Source organism: Stenotrophomonas sp. YJH_SMC_123, assembly GCF_059368215.1.
In genome coordinates this window covers 238,262-260,500 of sequence record NZ_JCAFRM010000003.1, presented here as the reverse complement: position 1 = coordinate 260,500, position 22,239 = coordinate 238,262, and the positions used below count along the sequence as shown (strand labels likewise).

Below are 22,239 nucleotides of genomic sequence, written 5' to 3'. Positions count from 1 at the left end.
AACGGGAGGCGCAGTGCGCCTCCTTTTTTCATTCTGCGGCGCCGCGCCCTTCCAGCTCGCGCACGGCGGTTTCCAGCGCGTCCAGCTTCTGGCGGGTCTTCAGCAGCACGGCGCGCTGCACTTCGAACTCCTCGCGGGTGACCAGGTCCAGCTTGGCCAGGCCGGCCTGCAACGCGCTCCTGAAGGTGGCCTGCAGTTCCTCGCGCGATTCGCGCAGGCCCGGCGGCACCAGGTCGCTGAGGCGACGGGCGAGGTCATCGATTTGATTCAGGTCGATCATGGGGTGCTCCGTGGGGTGGGCCCGTGCATCCGGCGCGGGCAGGCCATTCGGGCACAAGGATACTGCCGGCACCCACTGCCCGGACAGGCCGCAGCGGCTTCGCACGGGCCGCGTTCAGGCGCTATCCTCCACGCCGGAAGACAGGAGATAGACGATGAAGATGGTCATGGCGGTGATCAAGCCGTTCAAGCTCGACGACGTGCGCGAAGCGCTGGCCGAGCGTGGGGTCACCGGGATCACGGTGACGGAAGTGAAGGGCTTTGGTCGCCAGAAGGGCCACACCGAGCTGTACCGTGGCGCGGAGTATGTGGTCGATTTCCTGCCGAAGGTGAAGCTGGAAGTGGCGGTGACCGATGACCAGGTGGAGGCGGTGGTTGAGGCCATCGTGAAGGCCGCCGGCACCGGCAAGATTGGTGACGGCAAGGTGTTCGTGTACGACCTGGGCAGCGTGGTGCGTATCCGTACCGGCGAGTTGGACGCGGACGCGTTGTAACCCGCTCGGCGGGATGTTGTAGAGCCGAGCCCATGCTCGGCTGCATTTCGCGCGATGCAGGAACAGCAGCCGAGCGCGCGCTCGGCTCTACAAAGAGCGGTAAAGCGGTCGAGCGAGCTCGACCCCTACCGGCGCTTGGCCCACTTGTAGAACCGCTTCCAGCCCTGGCGCACGGCGGCGACCCAGCCCGGGTCGGCCACCAGTGCGGCCTGCGCGGCACTCGGCGCCTGGCCGGTCACGCGCTGGCGGATCTTCAGCAGGTTCTTCATGTCGCTGCGGCGCATCTGCCGGCTCAGCGGGCCGCGGCGCAGCCAGCGGGGTACGCGCCAGGCGGAGGTGAAATCCAGCAGGACCGGCACGCCGCCACTGACCACCACGTTGGTGCCATGCAGGTCGTTGTGGGTGATGCCGGCGGCGTGCAGGCGGCTGAGCGCGTGCTGCAGCTGCTCGAACACTTCATTGCCCACGGCCTGCGCGGTGCTCAGGGTCTGGCCCGGGATGAACTCCATACCCAGTGCCAGGCCACCGAGGGTGCCGAGCAGCGCGGGGGCATGCTTCCAGCCGCCGAGGCGCTGCAGCATGCGGGCCTCGCGGCGCACCATCAGTCGCGCGATCAGCGAAACGGGAGTGCCGCGGTAGCGGGAGTAGTCCTTGATGACCGCCTCGCGCCCGTCCAGGCAGGTGCGGTAGACGTCGGGGGCCAGGAAACGTTCGCCGCGCTTGAGCAGCAGCGGGGAGGCGGCATCATTGCCGCAGGAGGAGGGGGGAAGAGCAGGAAGATGCATGTCGGGGTCTCGGACGACCCGGTGGGTGGCGCAAAGCGTCAAGCGAACCGGTATTACAGGGAGTTACTAAGTTTTCGTTAATTTTAGTACTCGCCAGTTCGCTATTCCACGATTTGTCGGAGAAATGTCGGGGTCGTGGCTGGAACAGTTCGTCACGCAGAATCGGACAATTCCGTCTCACTTATAAGGTTTGCCCCGCTGAATCAATGAGTTGGGCGCGCTTCCAGCCCATTCATCGGCGGCGCGCTGAACGCCACGCACGTCCAGCTTGACCCCAGCGCACGCCCTGCCGACCATAAGCTGTTAACCCGCGACATCGGCGGCCGCCCCCCTCCGGCACGTCCCCGTCCCCTGCCGCGTTCCGAACCGGTGCTGGCCGCCTGGCCGTGCATCGCCCCGTTTCCCGTTCCGGCCGCGGCTGGAGGAAAGTGCTTTGATCATCAAAATCGTCATTGCAGCGCTGTTCGTGGCCTGCGTGCTGTACATCCACTTCCGTGGCAAGGTCCGCGCGCGCTGGTCGCGCCAGCTGCTGGACCACTCCAGTTTCATGGCCCCGATCAACGTGGTCATGTACATGTTCTCGAAGGTGCCGACCACGCCGTTCCTGGACCCGGGCAAAGAGTTCCCGCAGCTGGAGCCGCTGCGCCAGAACTGGCAGATGATCCGCGACGAGGCGCTGGCGCTGCGCGACGCGCAGAAGATCGCTGCCTCCAGCACGTTCAACGATGCCGGCTTCAATTCGTTCTTCCGTCGTGGCTGGAAGCGCTTCTACCTGAAGTGGTACGGCCCGTCGCACCCGTCGGCGAAGACGCTGTGCCCGAAGACCACGGCGCTGATCGAGTCGATCCCGGACGTGCGTGCGGCGATGTTCGCGCAGCTGCCACCGGGCAGTGAGCTGCGCCCGCACCGCGACCCGTTCGCTGGCTCGCTGCGCCTGCACCTGGGCCTGAGCACGCCCAACGACGATGCCTGCTACATCGAAGTGGACGGCATCAAGAAGAGCTGGCGCGACGGCGAGTGGATGATGTTCGACGAGACCTACATCCACCATGCGCACAACGAGACGCAGCAGGACCGGGTGATCCTGTTCTGCGACATCGCCCGCCCGCTGCGCTTCGGCCTGCCGGGCCTGTTCAACCGCGCGGTGGCGGCCACGCTGCTGGCCGGTGGTGCATCGCCGAACCTGCCGGGTGACCCGACCGGTGGCGTCAACAAGGCGTTCGGCAGTGTCTACAAGGTGCGCCTGAAGGCCAAGGCGCTGCGCGAGCGCAGCGTGGTGGCCTACCAGCTGATCAAGTGGGGCATGGTGGTGGCGGTGATCGCGGGCATCTGGGCGCTTTGACTGTAGAGCCGAGCCCATGCTCGGCTGGGTTTACCGCAACCTGTCCGAAGAGCAGCCGAGCGTGGGCTCGGCTCTACAGAAAGCAGAAAACCCGCGCTGTCGCCAGCGCGGGTTTTTGTTTGGATCAACCCTTCAATGCCGCCTGTACGAACGGCGGGGTCACCAGCACGCCGGTGTGCAGCGCGGCGGTGTAGTACAGGGTGTTGAAGGTCTTGGCGGCCGAGTCGGCCTGGCGGAAGTCGAAGCTGCTGTCGCCCTTGCGCGCCATGGTCACGCTCCACCAGCCGGTGGGGTAGCACGGCTGCGGGAACGGCAGGGTCTTGAACGAACCGAAGCCGGCCTTGCCCATCTCGGTGCGCATTTCGTTGATCAGGTCCAGCTGCATCAGCGGCGATTCGGACTGCTGCACCAGGATGCCGTCGTCCTTCAGGGCCTTGAAGCAGCTCTCGTAGAAGGCCTTGTTGAACAGGCCTTCGCCGGGGCCGACCGGGTCGGTCGAATCAACGATCACCACGTCCACGCTGCCGGCCGGGCAGTTGGCCATGTAGGCCACGCCGTCGTCGAACAGCAGCTCGGCGCGGGCGTCATCGTTGGAGTCGCACAGTTCCGGAAAGTGCTTGCGCGCCATCACGGTGACCTGCTCGTCGATGTCGCACTGGGTCACGCTCTCCACGCCGCTGTGCTTGAGCACTTCGCGCAGGGTGCCGCAGTCGCCGCCACCGATGATCACCACGCGCTTGGGCGCAGCGTGGGTGAACAGCACCGGGTGGCTGATCATCTCGTGGTAGAAGAAGTTGTCCTTGCTGGTCAGCATGATGGCCCCGTCGATGGTCATCAGGTTGCCCCAGTCGGTGGTCTGGAAGATCTCGATCTTCTGGAACGGCGACTGCACCTCGTCCAGCTTGCCGGTGATGCGGTAGCCGATGGCCGAGCCGGTGCGCTCGAAGTGTTCGATGTACCAGTTGTTGCTGTCAGTCATTGGAAAACAGTCCTGTTCGGAGGGGTGGAGCCGGGCTGGCGGGCGGGGCCGCGTGGCACAGATGCCACATCCGGACGGATCGGCCCGTTCAGGTTGGAACCTGTCACGGGCGCGGGCGCGCATGATAACGAACCTGTGGGCATATAGGCGTTATCATGCCCCCCCTTTTATTGCCAACAAGGCCGACTGAAATGACCGATTGGTCCCTCGACCAAGCCCGCAAGACCTACTCGATCCCGCATTGGGCGGACGGTTACTTCGACGTGGATCAGGCCGGGCACATGGTGGTGAGACCGACCGGGGCGGACGGCCCGGTGGTATCGCTGCCCAAGGTGGTGGACGCTGCGCGCGCGGCCGGTGCCAAGCTGCCGCTGCTGGTGCGCTTCCCGGACATCCTCGGCCAGCGCCTGGGCAAGCTGCAGGCGGCCTTCGCCCAGGCCCAGCAGGACTGGGAGTACAGCGGCGGTTACACCGCCGTGTACCCGATCAAGGTCAACCAGACCCGCGGCGTGGCCGGCACCCTGGCCAGCCACCACGGCGAAGGCTTCGGCCTGGAAGCGGGCAGCAAGCCCGAGCTGATGGCCGTGCTGGCGCTGTCCCGCCCGGGTGGCCTGATTGTCTGCAACGGGTACAAGGACCGCGAGTACATCCGCCTGGCCCTGATCGGCCGCAAGCTGGGCCTGCAGACCTTCATCGTCATCGAGAAGCCGTCCGAGCTGAAGCTGGTGCTGGAAGAGTCCAAGGCGCTGGACGTGAAGCCGGGCCTGGGCGTGCGCATGCGCCTGGCCTCGCTGGGCGCCGGCAAGTGGCAGAACAGCGGTGGCGACAAGGCCAAGTTCGGCCTGTCGCCGCGCCAGCTGCTGGACCTGTGGAAGTCGCTGCGTGACACCGAGTACGCCGACTGCCTGAACCTGCTGCACTTCCACATGGGCTCGCAGATCTCCAACGTGCGCGACATCGCCAACGGCATGCGCGAAGCCACCCGCTACTTCGTGGAGCTGTCGCGCCTGGGCGCGAAGATCACCCACGTCGACGTGGGTGGTGGCCTGGGCGTGGATTACGAAGGCACCCGTTCGCGCAGCTTCTGCTCGATCAACTACGGCCTGCATTCCTACGCCAGCAACATCGTGCAGCCGCTGGCCAATGCCTGCGAAGAGTTCGGCCTGACCCCGCCGCGCATCGTCACCGAGTGCGGCCGCGCAATGACCGCGCACCACGCGGTGCTGATCGCCAACGTGTCGGAAGTGGAAGAGGCACAGGAAGGCCGCGTGCCGGACCAGCACGACGACGAGCCGGCGGCGATCCGCCACCTGCGCGAGATCCACGACGAACTGGACGTGCGCCCGGCGGTGGAACTGTTCCAGGAAGCGCAGCATTTCCATGCCGAAGGCCTGGCCAGCTACGCGCTGGGCCAGATCGACCTGCCGCAGCGTGCGCGCATCGACGACCTGTTCTACGCCATCGCCCATGGCGTGCGTGCGCGCCTGAGCTACGACGAGAAGAGCCATCGCCCGGTGCTGGACGAACTGAACGAGCGCCTGGTCGACAAGTACTTCGTCAACTTCAGCGTGTTCGAATCGATCCCGGACGTGTGGGCGATCGACCAGGTGTTCCCGATCGTGCCGATCGAGCGCCTGGATGAAACCCCGGACCGCCGCGGCATCATCGCCGACATGACCTGCGACTCGGATGGCATGGTGGAAACCTATGTCGAGAACGAGAGCCTGGACAGCTCGCTGCCGCTGCACAAGATGAGGCCGGGCGAGAGCTATCGCATCGGCTTCTTCATGGTCGGCGCCTACCAGGAAATCCTGGGCGACATCCACAACCTGTTCGGCGATACCGACGCGGTGGAAGTGCTGGCCGATGCCGATGGCTACGCCATCACCCAGCAGCGCCGCGGCGACACCACCGACGTGATGCTGGATTACGTGGGTTACCGCCTGGACGAACTGCGTGCGACCTATGCGCAGCGCGTGGCTGCAGCGCAGCTGTCGCCGGAACGCGCGCAGGAACTGTCGGACGCGCTGGAAGCCGGCCTGACCGGTTACACCTACCTGTCCGACGAACCGCTGGTGTGATGGACGGCGCCGGGTTTGCCCGGCGCCACCGTTGCCGATGAGCGCGCGCGCGATCTTCCACCTGTTCCTGCATGCCGCCGTGCCAGCGTTGCTGGCATGGCTGTTCTGGCGCAAGCGCTTTGCCTCGGCGTGGCTGCTGATGCTGCTGGGCTGGATCATCGACCTGGACCATCTGCTGGCCGACCCGATCTATGCACCGAACCGCTGCAGCATCGGGTTCCACCCGCTGCACACCGCACCGGCCATCGCAGTCTATGCCGGGCTGTGCGTGCCGAAGAAAACGCGGTTGTTCGGTATCGGTCTGATCATCCACATCGTGCTGGACGCGATTGATTGCTGGTGGATGCATCACCGTTGATGCTTGGTGCGTGTCGACCAAGGTCGACACCTACCGGGTGCACGGTGGCGGACGGAACTGACGGACTGCTTTGGTGGATGCCGACCTTGGTCGGCGCTTTTGATGCGTGTCGACCAAGGTCGACACCTACCGGGGGGGGGGGCGGCTGAACCGGTAGCGCCGGGCGGCGCCCGGCGAGCGCAGCGGTGCTTCACGCCACCGGCAACCACAACGTCGCACGCAGGCCCGGCTGCGCATTCTCCAGCTGCAACCGCCCGCCATAGCTGGCGGCGATATCGCCTACGATCGCCAGGCCCAACCCGCTGCTGCCTTCGCGCTCGTCCAGCCGCACACCACGCTGGGTGACGCGTTCCAGCGCGTCTGCGGCCAGGCCGGGGCCATCGTCGCGCACTTCGATGCGTAGCTGCCCTTCGCTGGTTTCCGCTTCGACAGTGACCTGCTGTTGCGCCCAGCGCCCGGCGTTGTCCAGCAGGTTGCCCAGCATCTCCTCCAGATCCGCACTGGCGCCGGCGAACTGCAGCGCCGGATCGATGCCTGTCGCCGTGAACGCGATGCCACGTTCGCCATGCACGCGTGCCATCAGCCGGCACATCGCCTGTGCGACGGCCGCCACGTCGGTGCGCTGGCGATGGTCGGCAGCCAGTCCTGCAGCCAGGTAACGGTCGACACTGGCCTGCATGCGCGCACTCTGCTCGCGCACGGTGGCACGCCAATGCGTGCCGTCGCTGTCAGCTTCGGTGGCCAATACGCTCAGTGGAGTCTTCAGCGCGTGCGCCAGATCCTGTGCACTGGTGCGCGCACGCGCGACCATGCGTTGCTGGTGGTCCAGCAGCGCGTTGAGTTCTTCACCCAGCGGTGCGACCTCCGCGCCCAGTCCCTGTGTGTCGATGCGCTGCGCATCGCCGCGACGTACCCGTTCCAGCTGCGCACCGAGGCGATGCAGCGGGCGCAGGCCGAAGTGCACCTGGCTGGCCAGCACCGCCAGCCACGCCGCGACCAGCACGCCCAGTGCGATGGCGGTGCGCTTGCGGAACGCGGCAACATCGGCATCCAGCGCGCTGCGGTCGGTGGCGACCACGGCCACGAACGGTTCGCTGGCGCGCGGCAGGCGCACCTGCTGCACGCGTGCACGCAGGAATTGTTGCAGCGGCCCGGGCAGATTGCGCGTGGCCGGCCCGGCGGCCTTCGCCGGCAGGGTTTCATCCCACAGCGAGCGCGACTGCAGCAGCACGCGGCCATCGGCACCGGCGATCTGCCAATAGGCACCGGAAAACACGCGCTGGAAGCGCGCATCATTGGGTTCCTGGCGCAGGCGCAACTGCCCGTCCGGGTCCACTTCGGCCTGTGACAGCAGAGTCAGCATGTCCTGCTGCAGTTCGTGGTCGAGGCGGTCGCGCGCGCTGCGCTTGAACAGCTCGCCCAGCAGAGCGCTGGCCAGCAGCGAGACCAGCAGCAGCCCGACGCCGCCGGCCAGCAGCAGGCGCCGCCGCAGCGACGGTTGCCGGTTCATGGCTCGGCCAGCCGCCAGCCTTGGCCGCGCACGGTCTGGATCAGGTCGATGCCGAGCTTGCGGCGCACGCGTCCGAGCAGCACGTCCAGTGCGTTGGAGTCCGGGTCGTGGCCGCCGTCGAACACCTGTTCGCCCAGCCGGTCGCGGCTGATCACCTGTCCGCTGTGGTGGATGAAGTAGCTGAGCAGGCGGAATTCCTGCGGACTCAGTGGCAGCGCCTGTCCATCCAGCTCGAAGCGGCCGGCATTGACGTCCAGCTGCAGCGGGCCGCAGTGCAGGCGCGGGCTGGCGTGGCCATGGCTGCGGCGGATCAGGGCGCGCAGGCGCAGCACCAGCTCATCGGCCTGGAAGGGTTTGGTGAGGTAATCGTCGGCACCGGCATCGAAGCCGGCCAGCTTGTCGTGCCAGCGCCCGCGCGCGGTCAGCACCAGCACCGGAAAGCTGCGGCCGTTGCCGCGCCAGCGCTCGATCACGCTCAGCCCGTCCAGCCCGGGCAGGCCGAGGTCGACGATGGCGGCCTGGAGGTCTTCGATCTGCCCGATTTCTTCGGCCTCGCGACCGTCGGCGACCACCGCCACCACATAGCCGGCCTGTTCCAGCAGGGGCACCAGGCGCTGTGCCAGTGCGGCATCGTCTTCGGCCAACAGGATGCGCATCAGTCGTCGAGCTCCGTCTTCAGCAGCTTTCCGCTGCGCGCATCATAGTCCAGCTCCACCACCACGCCGTCGCCGCGCAGGATCTCCACTTCGTAGACGCCGTCGTCCAGCTCCACTTCCAGCAGCTGGCCGGGGTAGCGCTTGAGCGCATCGCGCACCACGCTCTCCAGCGGCACGTAGCGGCCCTGCTGCACGGCGCGACGCGCGACCTGCTGCGCCGGGTCCTGCAGGGGCGCGGCGGCGGTCGGGGCGTTGGCCAGGGCCAGCAGCAGGGGCAGGGTGGCGAGCATGCGGGTAACGAAAGAGAGAGGGGTACAGGCGCGAGTGTGGCGGGGATGACTAACAGCCGGCTAACAGCCACGGCTAAGGCGCTGTTAACCGGGCCATGCATCGTGGCGTTGCCGGGATGGTCCGGCCACGAACAGGAGAACCCCCATGTTGAAGTCGCTCACCCTCGCCACTGTTGCCCTGCTTGCCGTCGCGCCGGCCGTACAGGCCGCGCCGCTGGGCATGGCCCAGGTTGAACAGACCCTGCGCAAGGCCGGCTACACCCAGATCCACGAGATCGAACGCGATGATGGCCTGTGGGAGGCTGACGTGAGCCGCGCCGATGGCCGCTTCAGCGAGGTCTACGTGGACCCGAAGACCGGCGAGATCTTCGATGAGCACAGCGGCCGCGCGCTGCTGACTACCGAGCAGGTGCTGGCACGGGCGCAGTCGCATGGCCTGCGCGAGATCCATTCGCTGGAACGCGATGGTGCTACCTGGTCGCTGGAAGCCCGCAATGCCCGCAACCAGAAGGTAGAGGTGCGCCTGAGCGGCTATGACGGCCGCATCCTGCACAGCGAGCGCGATGGCTGGCTGGATTGACGTTGGCCTCTGTAGAGCCGAGCCCATGCTCGGCTTTGCGGCCAACCGTAGCCGAGCATGGGCTCGGCTCTACAGGGGCTGGCTTACCAGCCGTACGGCGGCGGGTAATCCCAGCCCGGCCCGCGGCCGTAGTAGCCGCCATACGGGCCGAAGAAGCCCGGGCCCTTGCCCTCACTCACGTGGATGTTGAGGTTGACCCCGTGGGTCTTGCCTTCATCGGTGGTGTAGTTCTTGCTCAGGTTCAGCGTGGCCGCGTTGTAGTGGCTGTTGCCGCCGTTCTTCGAATAGCCGATGCCAGTGGTGAAGCTGCCGGACACCTTGACCTTGTCGTCGGTCACGTCGGCGATCTTCGCATCGTCGTGCACGCGCGGGCCGCTCTTGTCACCGTAATAGGTGCCGGGCGGGTCCTGCTGCAGGGCCGGGTCGTTGAGGTAGCGCATCGGCGCCTGCGGCAGGGTCAAGTCCAGGCCGGCAGCCTGCGGCGCAGTGGCGCCAGCGGCGGACTGGGCCAGCACGGTTCCCGGCAGGGCCAGGCACAGCAGCAGGGTCAGGGGGCGGATCATGACGGCGCTCCAGCGGACAGGTGGCCGCGCAACTCGCGGCGGTACAGGCCGACGCTAGCAGGGGTTGCTTGAATGATGCCTGTCGGCGCCGGATTGGGGTAGAGCCGGCCGCGGCCGGCTGCAGGTCACAACCGCCCGAACCCGAACAGCCTTTCCAGCGCATGCTTGCGCCGCTCGATCCGGGCCCGCAGCAGCTGGGCGCCGATCATCGAATAAGTGATGCCGTTGCCGCCGTAGGCCATGGCGAAATGGACCCGCGGTCCCCACTGCGCGTGCGGGCCGAAGAAGGGCAGGCCGTCGGCGGTTTCGGCGAAGGTGCCGGCCCAGGAAAAGGCGGGTATCGGATCCAGTCGCGGGAACCAGTGCCGCAGCTGCTTCATCAGCTTGCCGGCCTTGCCATCAACGCGCCGGTCGCGCCGGGCGGGGATATCGATGGCGTCGTCCAGCCCACCCACCAGCAGGCGGCGGTCGCCGGTGGCGCGCAGGTACAGGTACGGGCGGGCGCTTTCCCACACCATCGTGTTGCGCAGCCTGCCGAGCACGTCCGCTTCGATGGGATCGGTGATGAAGGCATAGCTGCTGCGGTTGCGCGCAACCCGCTGTTCCAGCCACGTCTGGTTGGCATAGCCCATGGCCAGGACCACGTGGCGGGCACGGACCGAGGCGCCGGCCTCGGTCATCGCGGTTACGCCCTGCGCGCCAGGCTTGAGCGTGTGCAGCACGGTGCGGTCGTGCACATGGCCGCCGCGGCGGCGCACTCGTTTGAGCAGGCCGTAGGTGAGACAGTAGGGATCGACCCGCGCCGCCTGGCGGGTCAGCAGGGCGCCGCCGGCATCCACGTCGAAACGCTCGCGAAGCGCTTCGCGGTCCAGCCAGCGGGCATCCAGGCCGATGCTGCGCCGCGCCTCACCTTCGGCCATCAGGCGCGGCACGTCGCGATGGCGGCTGGCCAGGTACAGGCTGTCCATGCGCTGGAAATCCACGTCCTTCAACCCGCGTGCCACTTCGCCCAGTGCCGGGATTGCCTCCGCGCAGGCCCGGTACGCCCGTGCCGCGGCGTCTTGCCCGTAGCGTTCGGCCAGTTCGAGCAGATGGGTATCGATCTCGTACTGCAGCAGCGCGGTGCTGGCCGCCGTGCTGCCCCAGCCGATGTCACGCTGCTCGATCACGGCCACGTCATGGCCATGGTGGGACAGCTCGTCGGCAATCAGCGCGCCGGTGATGCCGCCACCGACCACCAGCACATCGCAGCGCAGATCCTTCTCCAGCGGGGGGAACGCCTGGATCAGTCCGTTGCGTACGGCCCACCACGGGTAACCGCTTTTCAGGTCCATGCGTGCGTGGGGCTCAGGCTGTGGGTTTGCCGGTATGTGGCGTCTGGATCAGTTCGGACAGATCGAAGCCCTGCAGGCGGGCCGCCGCCAGATAATGGTCCTGCACGGTCGCGTCCAGGCGCGGCTCGCGCGCCAGCAGCCACAGGTACTTGCGATCCGGGCTGCCGACCAGCGACACGCTGTAGTCCGGGGCGATCTGGATCACCCAGTAGTCGCCCTTGGCGAACGGCAGCCAGCGCAGGCCCTTGGGCAGGAAGCTGACCTCCAGCCGCGCGCTGTCGTTGTCGACAGCGCAGGCCTCGCCGGTGGCCTCTTCGATCTCGCCGTCCATGCGGCAGCGGTTGGTGACGCCGACGTTGCCGTTGTCGAGCAGGGTGTAGTGCGCCGATACGTCGGTGCAGCCTTCCGGCTCGTGGCGCATCGGCAGGCGTGCGATCTCGTACCAGGTGCCCAGGTAGCGCGGCAGCTTGAGGTCGGCGACGGTTTTCAGCGGCGGGTGCTCGGTCATCGGCGGTCGTGGCAGGGGTGGGCCTCCACGATGCCGATGGCCTTGCCATGGGCGGGTGAAGCCGGGGCGATGGCCGTGTCCAGAACGTTCCGTCGCCCCGGCGGAGCGCCCGTTGTCACCGGCCTGGGGGTATCCTGCCGCCAGCGCCGTGTTTTCCTGATCCAACCGAGGTGGAGGTGCCGATGTACCAGGTGATCCTGTTGAAGAGTGAATCTGCGTTCGCGCGCGAACAGTGGCCGCAGGTCGACGAACTGGTCGACTACGAAGGTGTGAGTTACAGCCTGCGCGCCGGCCCGCGCCAGCCGCTGCCGACCGACCACGACTGGCACCCGGTGGCGGTGTACGCGCCCGATGAGATCACCGAGGAAGAGTTCCAGGACTGGTATGCGCTGCAGCAGCCGACGGTGGAAGAGCTTCGGCTGAAGTACTGATGCGCGACGCTGGCGGGGCCGCCCATCCGGCCTTGACCGGCTCTGCCGTATAGTCGCGCGCAGGCGCGGTGGTCCGCGCGAACCGGTGTGGCTGCGTGTCTTCTTTCCTGCGATCGATCCGTGCACGGGGGCCCTGGTGGGTCCTGCTGCTGTGCACCGCCTTCCTGCTGTCCGCGCCGGTGCTGGCGCAGGATGAGGACCCCACGCCGAAGCAGCAGCTGGCGGATATCGATTCCAGCCTGAAGGATGTGGAGCGCAAGCGTGGCGATGCAGAAGCCACCGAGACGCTGGCGATGCTGTCCGAGAATGCCTCGCAGGCACGGCGCGATGCCGAGGCGCTGGAAAAGGCGCTGCAGCCGCAGCTGGACCGACTCAACGAACAGCTGGCGCAGCTGGGAACGCCGGCAGAAGGGGCCGCTGAGCCGCCGGAGCTGGCGGCGCAACGGCGCACCCTCACCAAACAGCGTGACGGCCTGGCCGCTTCGGTGGTGCAGGCCAAGGCCAGTGCCGTGCGTGCGCAGCAGCTGGCGGCGGACATCGAGCAGCAGCGAGCCGCGCAACGCACGGAAGAACTGGGCCAGAAGGTGGCCTCGCCGTTGTCGCCCGCGCTGTGGAGCAAGGTGGCCGAGCGTCTGCCGATCGATATCGCGCGGGTTGTGCCATTGGCCGGGCAGGGCCGCGATGCGCTGGTCGCCGGTATCCGCGCCCATGGCTGGGGCACGCCGTTGCTGGGCCTGCTGGCCGCGCTGGTGATGATGTTCCCGTTGCGGCTGTGGCTGCGCAGGCTGGGGCGCCGTTTTGCTGCGTCCGAACGTGCGCCTGATGGTCGACTGCGCCGGTCCGGCCTGGCCATGTGGCTGCTGCTGGTCGGCACGCTGCTGCCCGGTTACGCCGTGGTGGTGCTGATGGCGGCGCTGGATGCCATCGATGCGATCGCGCCGCGCCTGCAGGTGGTGGCCGACGGCCTGGAGACCGCAACGTTCCGCGCGGCCTTCATCGCCGCACTCAGCGCCTGCCTGCTGGTGCCCAAGCGCCCGTCATGGCGGCTGTTGAACCTGGACGACACCGCCGCGCTGAAGCTGCGCAAATACGCCTGGGGCGCGGCGGCGCTGGCCTGGCTGAGCACGGTGCTGGTGGCCCTGGACCAGGCCACGCGCACCAGCGACGTCACCACGGTGGCGCTGGACGGACTGATTGCGCTGACTTACCTCGGCCTGATCATGGCCATGCTGGTGACCCTGGCGCGCCTGCATCGCCGGCAGACCGCCGAGGCCGAGGCCAAGCTGGAAGCGCAGGCCGATGGCGTGGGTGCAGCCACGCCGGTGCGCCGCAGCAGCTGGCTGGTACTGGCCCGGGTAGCGGGCAACATCGCGGTGGTGGCCGCCATCATTGCCACATTGCTGGGCTACCTGAATTTCGCCAAGTTCGTGAACCAGCAATTGATCGGCGGCAGCATCGTGGTGTTGGCCGCGACGTTGCTGTTCAAGTTCGTCGATGACCTGAGCACGTGGATGCTCAACGCCGACAGCAAGGTCGGCCAGACCATCCTGCTCAGCACCGGCCTGAGCGTATCGCGGCTGGAACAGGCGGGCGTGCTGCTGTCGGCAGCGCTGCGTACCATCGTCGTACTGATCGCGCTGCTGGCGCTGGTGGCACCGTTCGGCAACATCGGCGCGGTGGTGGAGCGCTTCACTTCACTGTTCACGACCGGATTCGATATCGGTGGCACCAAGCTGGCACCGGCGGGGATCGTGTTGGCGGTACTGGCGCTGCTGGCCGGCCTGGCGATCACCCAGCTGGTGCAGCGCTGGCTGACCGACACCTACCTGCCCAAGACCGAGCTGGACCTGGGCGCGCGCAATTCGGTGAGCACCGTTGCCCGTTACGTGGGCATCATCATCGCGGTGATCTGGGCGCTGTCGGCGATGGGGCTGCAGCTGAGCAAGCTGGCCCTGCTGGTCAGCGCACTGTCGGTGGGTATTGGCTTCGGCCTGCAGGTGATCACCCAGAACTTCGTCTCCGGCCTGATCCTGCTGGCCGAGCGCCCGGTGAAGATCGGCGACTGGGTGAAGCTGGGTGACCAGGAGGGCGACATCCGCCGCATCAGCCTGCGATCGACCGAGATCCAGGTGGGCGACAAGTCGACGCTGATCGTGCCCAACTCCGAGCTGGTCACCAAGACCGTGCGCAACATGACGATGGGCAACAACCAGGGCCGCATCCAGATCCAGTTCGCGGTGCCGCCCAGCACTGATGTCGGCAACCTGCGGCAGGCGCTGCTGGATGCGTACACCGCGCACACCAACGTGCTGAAGCAGCCGGCGCCGACGGTCTACATCGACAGCATTGCCGGTGGCCAGATCACCATCAACAGTTTCGCGTACGTGGCCAGCCCGCGGCAGGTGTATGCAACCCGCAGTGATCTGTACTTCAGCCTGCTGCAGATCCTGGCCGAGCGGAACATCCCGCTGTCGACCCCGACCGACATCCACATCATCCGCGACCCGCAGGAGTAGGGGTTGTGTTGCAGGGCTGCGCCCTGCACCCCCAGTAGTGCCGGCCGCTGGCCGGCAACTTCAACAGCAACAGCGACAGCTGATTTCCTGCGGGATGGCGGGGTGGGTCCGGTTGCGGGAGACGCCGTAAACCCCCAGGCCGGCCCAGCCGCTGGCGGCTGTGCGTTCGGGCGCTTGCGAAGCAGTGCTTCGCAAGCAAAACGCCCTCACCCATGGGGGCTTGGCCGCGGCATCCATGCCGCGGACACTCCCGCGATCGGACCCACCCCGCCGTCGACAGTTTCCCGCGATCTGTCGGAAATGCTCTTGGGGTCAGATCCGTTTTCCGGAGGAAAACGGATCTGACCCCATCTTGATTTTCGATATCTGACAGAGTGTGTCGACCAAGGTCGACACCGCCCCGCCAAACCACGGATTGCACGCTGTTGCCGTTACTTCTGAGGTTGCCGGCCAGCGGCCGGCACTACCACGGGTGCAGGGCGCAGCCCTGCAAAGAACCCTATCCCCGTGGTCGGCTGCGCGAGGGCACCAGTGCGAACGTATCCACCGCCAGCTTCTCGGCATGGTTCAACCACGCGCGGATCTCCAGATCATCCACTTCGTGGTCCAGCCCGAACCACACGTTGATCTTGCCGTCGGCATCGGGCTGCACCCACTGCTGGGCCAGCACCACCTTGCGCTGCGAGGACACCGCCTCGATCCAGAAACCGCGATCCGGGCGCGTGCTCGCCACCAGCTGCAGCATGTACTGGCCGGCACGGGTGCGGCGGCCCTTCTGGGTGATCATGTGCGCCTGGCGCACGCTCGGGCGCGGGCCCTGGAATGCGTCCAGCGGTGCATCGACCGCGATGCCGCCGCGCAGGTCATTGTCGCGGTACAGCTTGATGCCGTTGTCGCGGTTGACGAGCAGCGCACACCAGTCGCCGTCGGCCGAGCCGTCCTCGAATGCGGTGCAGCGATCAACATAGGCCAGCGTGTTGTCCGGATCCGCGTCATCGAACTGGCGCGAGGTGTTCTCCAGGTAGACCGACTTCAGCCCCCAGTCCTTGTCGTACTCCAGCAGCACCGGTGGCTGCACGTGCTGCAGGCCGACCACGACCTGGTCATCGCCATCGATCTTCAGTTCGCGGGTCGGTTCGCCTAGCCACAGTGAGCGGGCGAAGGCCAGGTACTGCGGGTAGTCGCGGCCACCATCGCGCGTGGCCGCCACGCTGGCGCTGGGTGCGCGTTGGCTGTCGATCAGCGAGCGGCCAAAGCCCATCGTCTTCAGGTTCGGGTCCAGCAGGCTGAGCAGGGTCGCACCCGAATCCAGCGTGGTGCCGGCGTCGGCGCTGAGCTGCTGCGGGGCAATGCCATCGCCCAGGAACAGCAGCAGGTTCTCGCGCTTCTGCCGGGTCAGGATGTGGGTCAGATCGTTGGGCATCGCCAGGTGGTCGGAGGCGATCACGATCAGCGTGTCCTTGCCGTACGGGCTGGCCTGGATGCGCTGCACCAGCTGCGAGATCAGCCGGTCGCTGCACTTGAGCGCGTTGAGCATGTTGATGTTGCCGTACTGGCTCTGGTAGCGCTCACCCTTGCACGATACCGGCAGGTGGCCCGCCGGGTGGTGGGTGTCCATGGTCAACGTGGTCAGCATGAACGGTGAACCGGCGCGCGAGAGCTGTTCGAAGCGCTGGTAGGCGGTATCCAGCAGCACGTCGTCGTGCACGCCCCAGGCCGAGTAGTGGATGCGGCCGATCTTCTTCTGCTGCTTGAACCACGCCAGGTCGTGCACTTCATCAAAGCCGTGGCTGGCCAGGAACTGGCCCTTGCCGGCGAACTGGCCGTTGGCCCCACCCAAGTAATGGTTGGTGTAGCCCTGCTGCTTCAGGTAGTCGCCCAGGCACACCGCCTTGGGCAGGAAGCTGCCCATGCGGTCCATGCTGTTTTCATCGCCCTGCGAGGTGGTCAGCGGCACGCCGCACATCGACGACACCAGGCCGGCGATGGTCCAGCCGCTGCCTTCGGCCGAGGCCAGCCCACGCACGTCCAGCGACTCGGACGCCAGGCGGTTGAGGTTGGGCATCAGGCCGGGAAACACGGCCTCGTCCAGATAGGTGCGTTCCAGGCTTTCGCCGTAGATCCAGACGATGTTGCGCGGGCGCTGCAGCGGCTGCGTCGGCACCTGGTACTCAGGGGCGATGCGGGCGAAGTCGACCGGGCGCAGCTGCTGGTACAGGCGCTGGCCGTCACGGGCCAGCGGGCTGATCATGATCGTGGCCACCCACACGGCCGCGAAACCGGCGAACAACGCGCCACCGTGGCCGGGCCGGCGCCAGCGCTTCACCCGTGTGGCGAACAGTGGCAGCAGCGAGACCAGCGCCAACACGATGAAGCCGGCGATGTAGCCCTTGAAGTCGGAGACACCGGCACCTTCCATGTCGGCGCCGAGGTGGTACAGGGTGGCGGCATTGAGCCCATCACCGGACAGCTTGTCGATCAGCCACCACGCGCTGAGCATGAGCAGCAGCAGCGAGAACGCGCCGGCCTTCCACCACACCCACTTGTCGGACGCGAGGAACAACCAGCACAACAGCAACAACGACAGCAGCAGTATCCAGAGCATAGGCAGCTTCGGCAGTGACGGGGTGGTGGTGATGGACGTCGTACCGACGCGTGTCCATCCGACCGGCGCTGCCGCAAGCACATGCATGTGACAGGCCGATGACCCGATAGTGCATGCACGAACCTGACTGAAATGTTTGTTGAAATGACGCGCGCGTAATCGCGCTCAGAAGGTAAAGCGAGCGTGAAAGGGGTAGCTGGATTGCATTAAAAACTGCATGAATACGGGCGTTTTCGTCGATGCGCTAGCGATGCCCGCGTTCTTCGCGTGCCCGCGCACGACGGTCGAACAGCAATGCACTGGTTACGATGCCCAGGCCGAGCACCACGCCGATGAACAACAGGATCAGGGCGATGAGCGGGTAACCGAACAGGTGCCAGCCGGTGTCGATCCTCATCATCATCGCGGCGGCCATGATCAATGCGGCGCTGATGATGCCGGCCGCCACGCGGTTGGCGATCTTCTGCAGGTTCTCCATCAGCCGCGATTCTTCCAGGCCGGTGACCTTCATCTGCAGGCGGTTCTCGGCCAGCAGCGCCATGATGTCCGACAGCTTGCGCGGCCCATCACGCAGCAGCTGCTGCAGCTCCATCGCCTCGCTGGCGATGTTGGCTGCAGACAGCGACTTCTTCAGGCGCGCACGCATCACGTGCTGCAGCTGGCGCTCGACGATGCGGCGCGTGTCCAGCTCTGGCGCCAGCAGCCGGCACACGGTTTCCAGGTTGAGCAGGGCCTTGCCGAGCAGGCTCAGTTCCGGCGGCGTGCGCAGGCCGCAGGCGGTGGCGATGCGCACCATGTCCAGCACCACGCGGCCTTCGGAGAAGCTGCCACTGGCCGCATAGCGCGCGATCAGCTGACCGGTTTCGCGCAGGTAGCGCTCTTCATCGAAGGCCTCCAGCCGCGTGCTGATACTGATCAGGTCATCGGCCACTTCCTCGCCACGGCCGTCGACCGCCGCGAACAGGATCTTCAGCAGACGCTCGCGCAGGCGCGGCGGCATGTGCGCGACCATGCCCAGGTCGAAGATCGCCAGCCGGCCGTCGGGCATCACCCGCAGGTTGCCCGGGTGCGGGTCTGCATGGATCTCGCCATGCACGAAGATCTGGTCCAGGTAGCCGCGGATCAGCGCCGCCGCCAACGGGTCCATGTCCTGCTCGGTGCGGCGTACGCCGGAGATCGCATCCACGCGCACGCCGGTGGCAAGCTCCATCGTCAGCACGCGCTGGCTGCTGTAGTCCCAGATCGGCTGCGGCACCCACAGCCGGCGGAACGGCCGCAGGTGCCGTCCGAAGCGCGCCAGGTTCTCGGCCTCGGCGTGGTAGTCCAGCTCCTGCATCAGGGTCTTGGCGAACTCGTTGAGCCAGTCGCGCAGGCGCACGCGGCGTCCGACCTGGGTCAGGTGGTCGGCGGCCAGCGCGAAGCTGCGCAGTGCCTCCAGGTCCGAGCGCAGCTGTGCGGCCACTTCGGGCTTCTGCACTTTCACCGCCACCTGGCGGCCATCGTGCAGCACCGCGCGATGTACCTGCGCGATCGAAGCACAGCCCAACGGCTCGGGATCGAACGAGGCAAACAGCTTGTTCACCCCTACGCCCAGTTCCTGCTCGATGATCGCGTGGATGCGCTCGACCGGGATCGGCGCCACCTTCTCCTGCATGCGCTCCAGCGCCGTGGCGAACTCCACCGGCACCATGTCCGGCCGCGTGGACAGCATCTGGCCCAGCTTGACGAAGGTCGGCCCCAACGCTTCCAGGTCGCTGACGAACTGTTCCGGATTGCCGTCGGCGGGCACGTCGGCCTGGTTGCTTGCCGCATCCAGGTTCATGCCCGAGAACACGCCCGAATGGCGGTAGCGCATCAGCAGGCGCAGGATCTGGCTGCGCCGGCTCATGCCTTTGACCAGCGGGGGATTGCCATTGGCGGCGGACGGATTGCTCAAGCGGGACTCCCATGCGACGAAGACAGGTAGCGCCGGCTGCGGGCCGGCAATGTCCGGATTCCGCAGTGTCGCCGGGGGGCGGTGGGCATGCGGTGAACCCGGTGTCTTCCGCAGTCCACACCGGATCGGTCAGAATCCGCCTATTCCCTTTCTTGGACGCCCCATGGCCGGTGCCAGCCTGTTCGCCCTGCTCGACGATATCGCCACCCTGCTCGACGATGTCTCGGTGCTGACCAAGGTCGCCGCGAAGAAGACCGCCGGCGTGCTCGGTGACGATCTGGCGCTGAACGCGCAGCAGGTCACCGGGGTCAACGCCAACCGCGAACTGCCGGTGGTGTGGGCGGTGGCCAAGGGCTCGCTGGTCAACAAGGTGATCCTGGTGCCGGCGGCCCTGGCGATCAGTGCGCTGGAAGCTTGGCTGCACAGCCGCGGCTGGAACGTGCCCCTGATCGTGCCGCTGATGATGATCGGTGGTGCCTTCCTGTGCTTCGAGGGCGTGGAGAAGCTGGCGCACCGCTTCCTGCATTCGGCCGACGACGATGCCGAGCGCCAGACCGAACGCCGCAAGGCGCTGGCCGACGCGCAGGTGGACATGGTCGCGTGGGAGAAGGACAAGGTGAAGGGTGCGATCCGCACCGACTTCATCCTTTCGGCCGAGATCATCGTACTGACCCTGGGCGTGGTCGCCACCGCATCGTTCACCAACCAGCTGGTCACGCTGGCCGTGGTTGCACTGGCGATGACGGTCTTCGTCTATGGGCTGGTGGCGGGCATCGTCAAGCTGGATGACGTGGGCCTGTACCTGTCGCGCAAGGGTGGGGCTGTTGCCGCCTTCGGTCGCGGCCTGGTCGCGTCGGCACCGTGGCTGATGAAGTTCCTGTCGGTGGCCGGCACCATTGCCATGTTCCTGGTCGGCGGCGGCATCCTGGTGCACAACGTGCCGGCGCTGCACCACGCGGTGCAGGCGCTGGGCGGCGAGGGCCAGTGGGGCTGGCTGGTCAGCGCGGCGGGCAACATGGTGGTGGGCATCATCGCCGGCGCCATCGTGCTGGCGGCGGTGACCGGGTTCCAGAAGCTGCGCGGCAAGTAGTCACCGGCAGGTTCCCCGGTAGAGGCCGACCTTGGTCGGCGCTTTGTTTCCCACGCGTGCCAACCAAGGTTGGCACCTACCAAAGCGGTTCAAGGTGGTCGGCATCGTCGCCGGCGGGTTCCCCGGTAGAGGTCGACCTTGGTCGGCGCTTTGTTTCCTGCGTGTGCCAACCAAGGTTGGCACCCACCAAAGCGGTTCAGGGTGGTCGGGATCATCGCCGGCGGGTCGCCGGGTAGAGGCCGACCTTGGTCGGCGCTTTGTTTCTGCGTGTGCCAACCAAGGTTGGCACCTACCAACGTAGTTTGCTGCGGGCCGGACGGTCAGCCTGCCTGCACGCGGTTCTTGCCCTGTCGCTTGGCGGCATACAGCGCGTCGTCCGCGCGCCGCAGCAGGGTTTCGGTGTCGTCGCCGGGTTGCCATTGCGCCAGCCCGGCACTGAAATGCACCGGTACGCGCCGGTCCTGCACGGTCAGCACGCGATGCGCCAGTGAACGCTGAAGGCGCTGCACCGTGGCCATGCTGTCGGCGCCCTGGGTTTCCGGCAGCACCAGTACGAACTCGTCGCCGCCCAGCCGCGCGATGCCATCGGTGGCGCGCAGCAGCAGCTTGCAGACGGCCACCAGGTGCTGCAGCAGTGCATCGCCACCGGCATGACCATGTGCATCGTTTGTCTGGTGGAAATCATCCAGATCGATCACCGCCACGCCCAGCGGCGAGTTGTTGCGTGCGGCACGGGCCAGCTCGCGTTGCAGCAGTTCGTCCAGGCCGCGGCGGTTCAGCGCCTGGGTCAGTGGATCGATGCGTGCCAGGTCACCGGCCGCGCGCAGTTCCTGCTCCAGCTCGGCGATGCGCTGCTCGGCACGCTCCACTTCCTGCCGTGCGTTGGCCAGGTGATCGCGCGCCTGCGCGGCCTGCTGCTGCACCTTGCCGGTGTCGCGCATCACGTCCTGCAGCAGCTGGTTGAGGTCGGCGATGCTGCGCGCCTCGCGCAGCTGCAGTGCGTAGCTGCCGATGCGATCGTGGTACTCGCCGGTGCTGGTGGCCATGCCATCCATGCGCTCGATGAACTCGCCCATCAGCCCGCGCATCGCCGCCTTCGAATCGTCGATGCCCTGGCGCAGCAGGCCCTGCTTGTAGATCACTTCGCGCAGTTCGGCGCGGGTGCGCTCGACCGCCTCAGCTTCCAACGGCCCGTCCAGCAGCTGGCGTACCGCGGCGATCTGGCCCTGCAGCCAGCTGCGGTCATCCAGCAGCTCGCTCACGTTCTCCAGCAGCAGCGCGAACAGCTCCAGCAGCAGTGCCTGCTGCTCCTGCCAGCTCTCGGCACGCACGCCGACCTGGTGGCCAAGTTCGCGCACGCCCTGCTCGATCGGTTCCAGCGCCGTGCCTGGCTGCCACTGGCGCAGGTGCATGGCCAGTGCCTGCGCCTGTTCGCGCAGGTCCGGGTCGTGCTGCAGCAGCGCCACCACCGCGCCGCCCAGCAGCAGCCGCAGCTGCTCGGACAGGCGCAGGCTTTCGGGTTGCCCATCCGGCGAATGCTGTTCGATGGTACGGATGTACTTGTCGATCAACTGCCGCATCGCGCGCCCGTAGCGCGGCCAATCGGCGCTGGCCTGCGCCGACTGCAGGCGGTCGCCCATATCGCCCAGCTCGCCGGGCAGGGTGGCCATGCCGTTGGCGAACGCGGCCAGCAGCGGTTCCGGCGCGTCGGCGCCTGCGAACAGCTGCTGCAGCGCCACGCCACCGCCGCCCTGCAGCACCACGCGGTCGCCCAGCCCATCGTCCACCACCGCGCGCACGCGTGCCGGCGGCCCAAGGGCGGTACCGGGGGCAGGGCGGTGGTCGGGCTGGTCCGTCATGGAGCGAATCCTGGGGGCTGGCAGGGACTGGTTCCAGCATATC

Annotated in this window: 19 protein-coding genes and 1 pseudogene; 8 read left to right on the top strand and 12 right to left on the bottom strand. The window is 67.0% G+C overall.

Annotation, left to right across the window (positions count from 1 at the left end; all coding sequences use genetic code 11):
* Nucleotides 1–28: 28 nt before the first annotated feature.
* Nucleotides 29–280, bottom strand: coding sequence for a ubiquinone biosynthesis accessory factor UbiK (gene ubiK, locus AC5P5W_RS09350; RefSeq protein WP_169411303.1), 252 nt, complete (start codon nt 278–280; stop codon nt 29–31).
* Between the two features lie 154 nt (nt 281–434).
* On the opposite strand from ubiK, the gene AC5P5W_RS09345 reads away from it, so the two are divergent.
* Nucleotides 435–773, top strand: a complete 339-nt coding sequence (locus tag AC5P5W_RS09345; RefSeq protein WP_005411374.1) for a P-II family nitrogen regulator — start codon at nt 435–437, stop codon at nt 771–773.
* Between the two features lie 125 nt (nt 774–898).
* On the opposite strand, the gene AC5P5W_RS09340 is transcribed toward AC5P5W_RS09345, so the two are convergent.
* Nucleotides 899–1,558, bottom strand: coding sequence for an RIO1 family regulatory kinase/ATPase domain-containing protein (locus tag AC5P5W_RS09340; RefSeq protein ID WP_049406658.1), 660 nt, complete (start codon nt 1,556–1,558; stop codon nt 899–901).
* 436 nt (nt 1,559–1,994) lie between these two features.
* Here AC5P5W_RS09340 and AC5P5W_RS09335 point away from each other — a divergent pair, with 436 nt between their 5' ends.
* Nucleotides 1,995–2,900 (top strand): aspartyl/asparaginyl beta-hydroxylase domain-containing protein, encoded by a 906-nt coding sequence (locus AC5P5W_RS09335; RefSeq protein ID WP_197575100.1) that lies wholly within the window; start codon nt 1,995–1,997, stop codon nt 2,898–2,900.
* 124 nt (nt 2,901–3,024) lie between these two features.
* Here AC5P5W_RS09335 and speE read toward each other — a convergent pair whose 3' ends face one another.
* Nucleotides 3,025–3,879, bottom strand: a complete 855-nt coding sequence (speE, locus tag AC5P5W_RS09330; RefSeq protein WP_014648709.1) for a polyamine aminopropyltransferase — start codon at nt 3,877–3,879, stop codon at nt 3,025–3,027.
* Nucleotides 3,880–4,070: 191 nt separating this feature from the next.
* Here speE and speA point away from each other — a divergent pair, with 191 nt between their 5' ends.
* Both speA and AC5P5W_RS09320 read left to right on the top strand, forming a co-directional pair.
* On the top strand, nt 4,071–5,960 hold the full coding sequence (speA, locus tag AC5P5W_RS09325; RefSeq protein ID WP_014648708.1) for an arginine decarboxylase: 1,890 nt from the start codon (nt 4,071–4,073) through the stop codon (nt 5,958–5,960).
* Nucleotides 5,961–5,997: 37 nt separating this feature from the next.
* Nucleotides 5,998–6,318: a DUF6122 family protein gene (locus AC5P5W_RS09320; protein WP_005411369.1), complete on the top strand. Its 321-nt coding sequence runs from the start codon at nt 5,998–6,000 to the stop codon at nt 6,316–6,318.
* Nucleotides 6,319–6,508: 190 nt separating this feature from the next.
* Here the strand turns inward: AC5P5W_RS09320 and AC5P5W_RS09315 are convergent, their stop codons facing one another.
* From AC5P5W_RS09315 to AC5P5W_RS09305, 3 genes are read right to left on the bottom strand one after another with little or no spacing between them, the layout of a single operon-like run.
* The gene (locus AC5P5W_RS09315; RefSeq protein WP_197575098.1) at nt 6,509–7,828 is read right to left on the bottom strand and encodes an ATP-binding protein; all 1,320 of its coding nucleotides are present in this window, start codon (nt 7,826–7,828) and stop codon (nt 6,509–6,511) included.
* Complete coding sequence (locus tag AC5P5W_RS09310; RefSeq protein WP_049441948.1) at nt 7,825–8,484, bottom strand: response regulator transcription factor; 660 nt, start codon at nt 8,482–8,484, stop codon at nt 7,825–7,827. Before AC5P5W_RS09310 ends, AC5P5W_RS09315 begins: the two co-directional genes overlap by 4 nt.
* Nucleotides 8,484–8,774, bottom strand: a complete 291-nt coding sequence (locus AC5P5W_RS09305) for a PepSY domain-containing protein (RefSeq protein WP_049403791.1) — start codon at nt 8,772–8,774, stop codon at nt 8,484–8,486. The genes AC5P5W_RS09310 and AC5P5W_RS09305 overlap by 1 nt, the downstream gene beginning before the upstream one ends.
* A gap of 145 nt (nt 8,775–8,919) precedes the next feature.
* On the opposite strand from AC5P5W_RS09305, the gene AC5P5W_RS09300 reads away from it, so the two are divergent.
* Nucleotides 8,920–9,354 carry a PepSY domain-containing protein gene (locus AC5P5W_RS09300; protein ID WP_065178854.1) on the top strand — a complete coding sequence of 145 codons (435 nt, stop codon included), beginning with the start codon at nt 8,920–8,922 and terminating at the stop codon, nt 9,352–9,354.
* 83 nt (nt 9,355–9,437) lie between these two features.
* Here AC5P5W_RS09300 and AC5P5W_RS09295 read toward each other — a convergent pair whose 3' ends face one another.
* The 3 genes from AC5P5W_RS09295 to AC5P5W_RS09285 all read right to left on the bottom strand — a co-directional run bounded on the left by AC5P5W_RS09295 (nt 9,438) and on the right by AC5P5W_RS09285 (nt 11,759).
* Nucleotides 9,438–9,917, bottom strand: coding sequence for a hypothetical protein (locus AC5P5W_RS09295; protein ID WP_014038776.1), 480 nt, complete (start codon nt 9,915–9,917; stop codon nt 9,438–9,440).
* Between the two features lie 125 nt (nt 9,918–10,042).
* Entirely contained in the window at nt 10,043–11,251 is a 1,209-nt protein-coding gene (locus tag AC5P5W_RS09290; RefSeq protein ID WP_032958821.1) for an NAD(P)/FAD-dependent oxidoreductase, read from the bottom strand.
* Nucleotides 11,252–11,264: 13 nt separating this feature from the next.
* Nucleotides 11,265–11,759 (bottom strand): lipocalin family protein, encoded by a 495-nt coding sequence (locus tag AC5P5W_RS09285; RefSeq protein ID WP_032958822.1) that lies wholly within the window; start codon nt 11,757–11,759, stop codon nt 11,265–11,267.
* A gap of 182 nt (nt 11,760–11,941) precedes the next feature.
* On the opposite strand from AC5P5W_RS09285, the gene AC5P5W_RS09280 reads away from it, so the two are divergent.
* Together AC5P5W_RS09280 and AC5P5W_RS09275 are read left to right on the top strand one after the other, a co-directional pair.
* On the top strand, nt 11,942–12,190 hold the full coding sequence (locus AC5P5W_RS09280) for a hypothetical protein (RefSeq protein WP_014648700.1): 249 nt from the start codon (nt 11,942–11,944) through the stop codon (nt 12,188–12,190).
* Between the two features lie 95 nt (nt 12,191–12,285).
* Nucleotides 12,286–14,706: a DUF3772 domain-containing protein gene (locus tag AC5P5W_RS09275; RefSeq protein WP_075075884.1), complete on the top strand. Its 2,421-nt coding sequence runs from the start codon at nt 12,286–12,288 to the stop codon at nt 14,704–14,706.
* 499 nt (nt 14,707–15,205) lie between these two features.
* Here AC5P5W_RS09275 and AC5P5W_RS09270 read toward each other — a convergent pair whose 3' ends face one another.
* Together AC5P5W_RS09270 and AC5P5W_RS09265 are read right to left on the bottom strand one after the other, a co-directional pair.
* Nucleotides 15,206–17,311, bottom strand: coding sequence for a phosphoglycerol transferase I (locus AC5P5W_RS09270; RefSeq protein ID WP_197574701.1), 2,106 nt, complete (start codon nt 17,309–17,311; stop codon nt 15,206–15,208).
* A gap of 244 nt (nt 17,312–17,555) precedes the next feature.
* Nucleotides 17,556–19,205, bottom strand: a pseudogene (locus AC5P5W_RS09265) (ABC1 kinase family protein); the annotation flags it as partial.
* A gap of 205 nt (nt 19,206–19,410) precedes the next feature.
* Here AC5P5W_RS09265 and AC5P5W_RS09260 point away from each other — a divergent pair.
* Nucleotides 19,411–20,337, top strand: a complete 927-nt coding sequence (locus AC5P5W_RS09260; RefSeq protein ID WP_014648696.1) for a DUF808 domain-containing protein — start codon at nt 19,411–19,413, stop codon at nt 20,335–20,337.
* Between the two features lie 320 nt (nt 20,338–20,657).
* On the opposite strand, the gene AC5P5W_RS09255 is transcribed toward AC5P5W_RS09260, so the two are convergent.
* Complete coding sequence (locus AC5P5W_RS09255) at nt 20,658–22,196, bottom strand: GGDEF domain-containing protein (RefSeq protein ID WP_014648695.1); 1,539 nt, start codon at nt 22,194–22,196, stop codon at nt 20,658–20,660.
* Between the last annotated feature and the right edge of the window lie 43 nt (nt 22,197–22,239).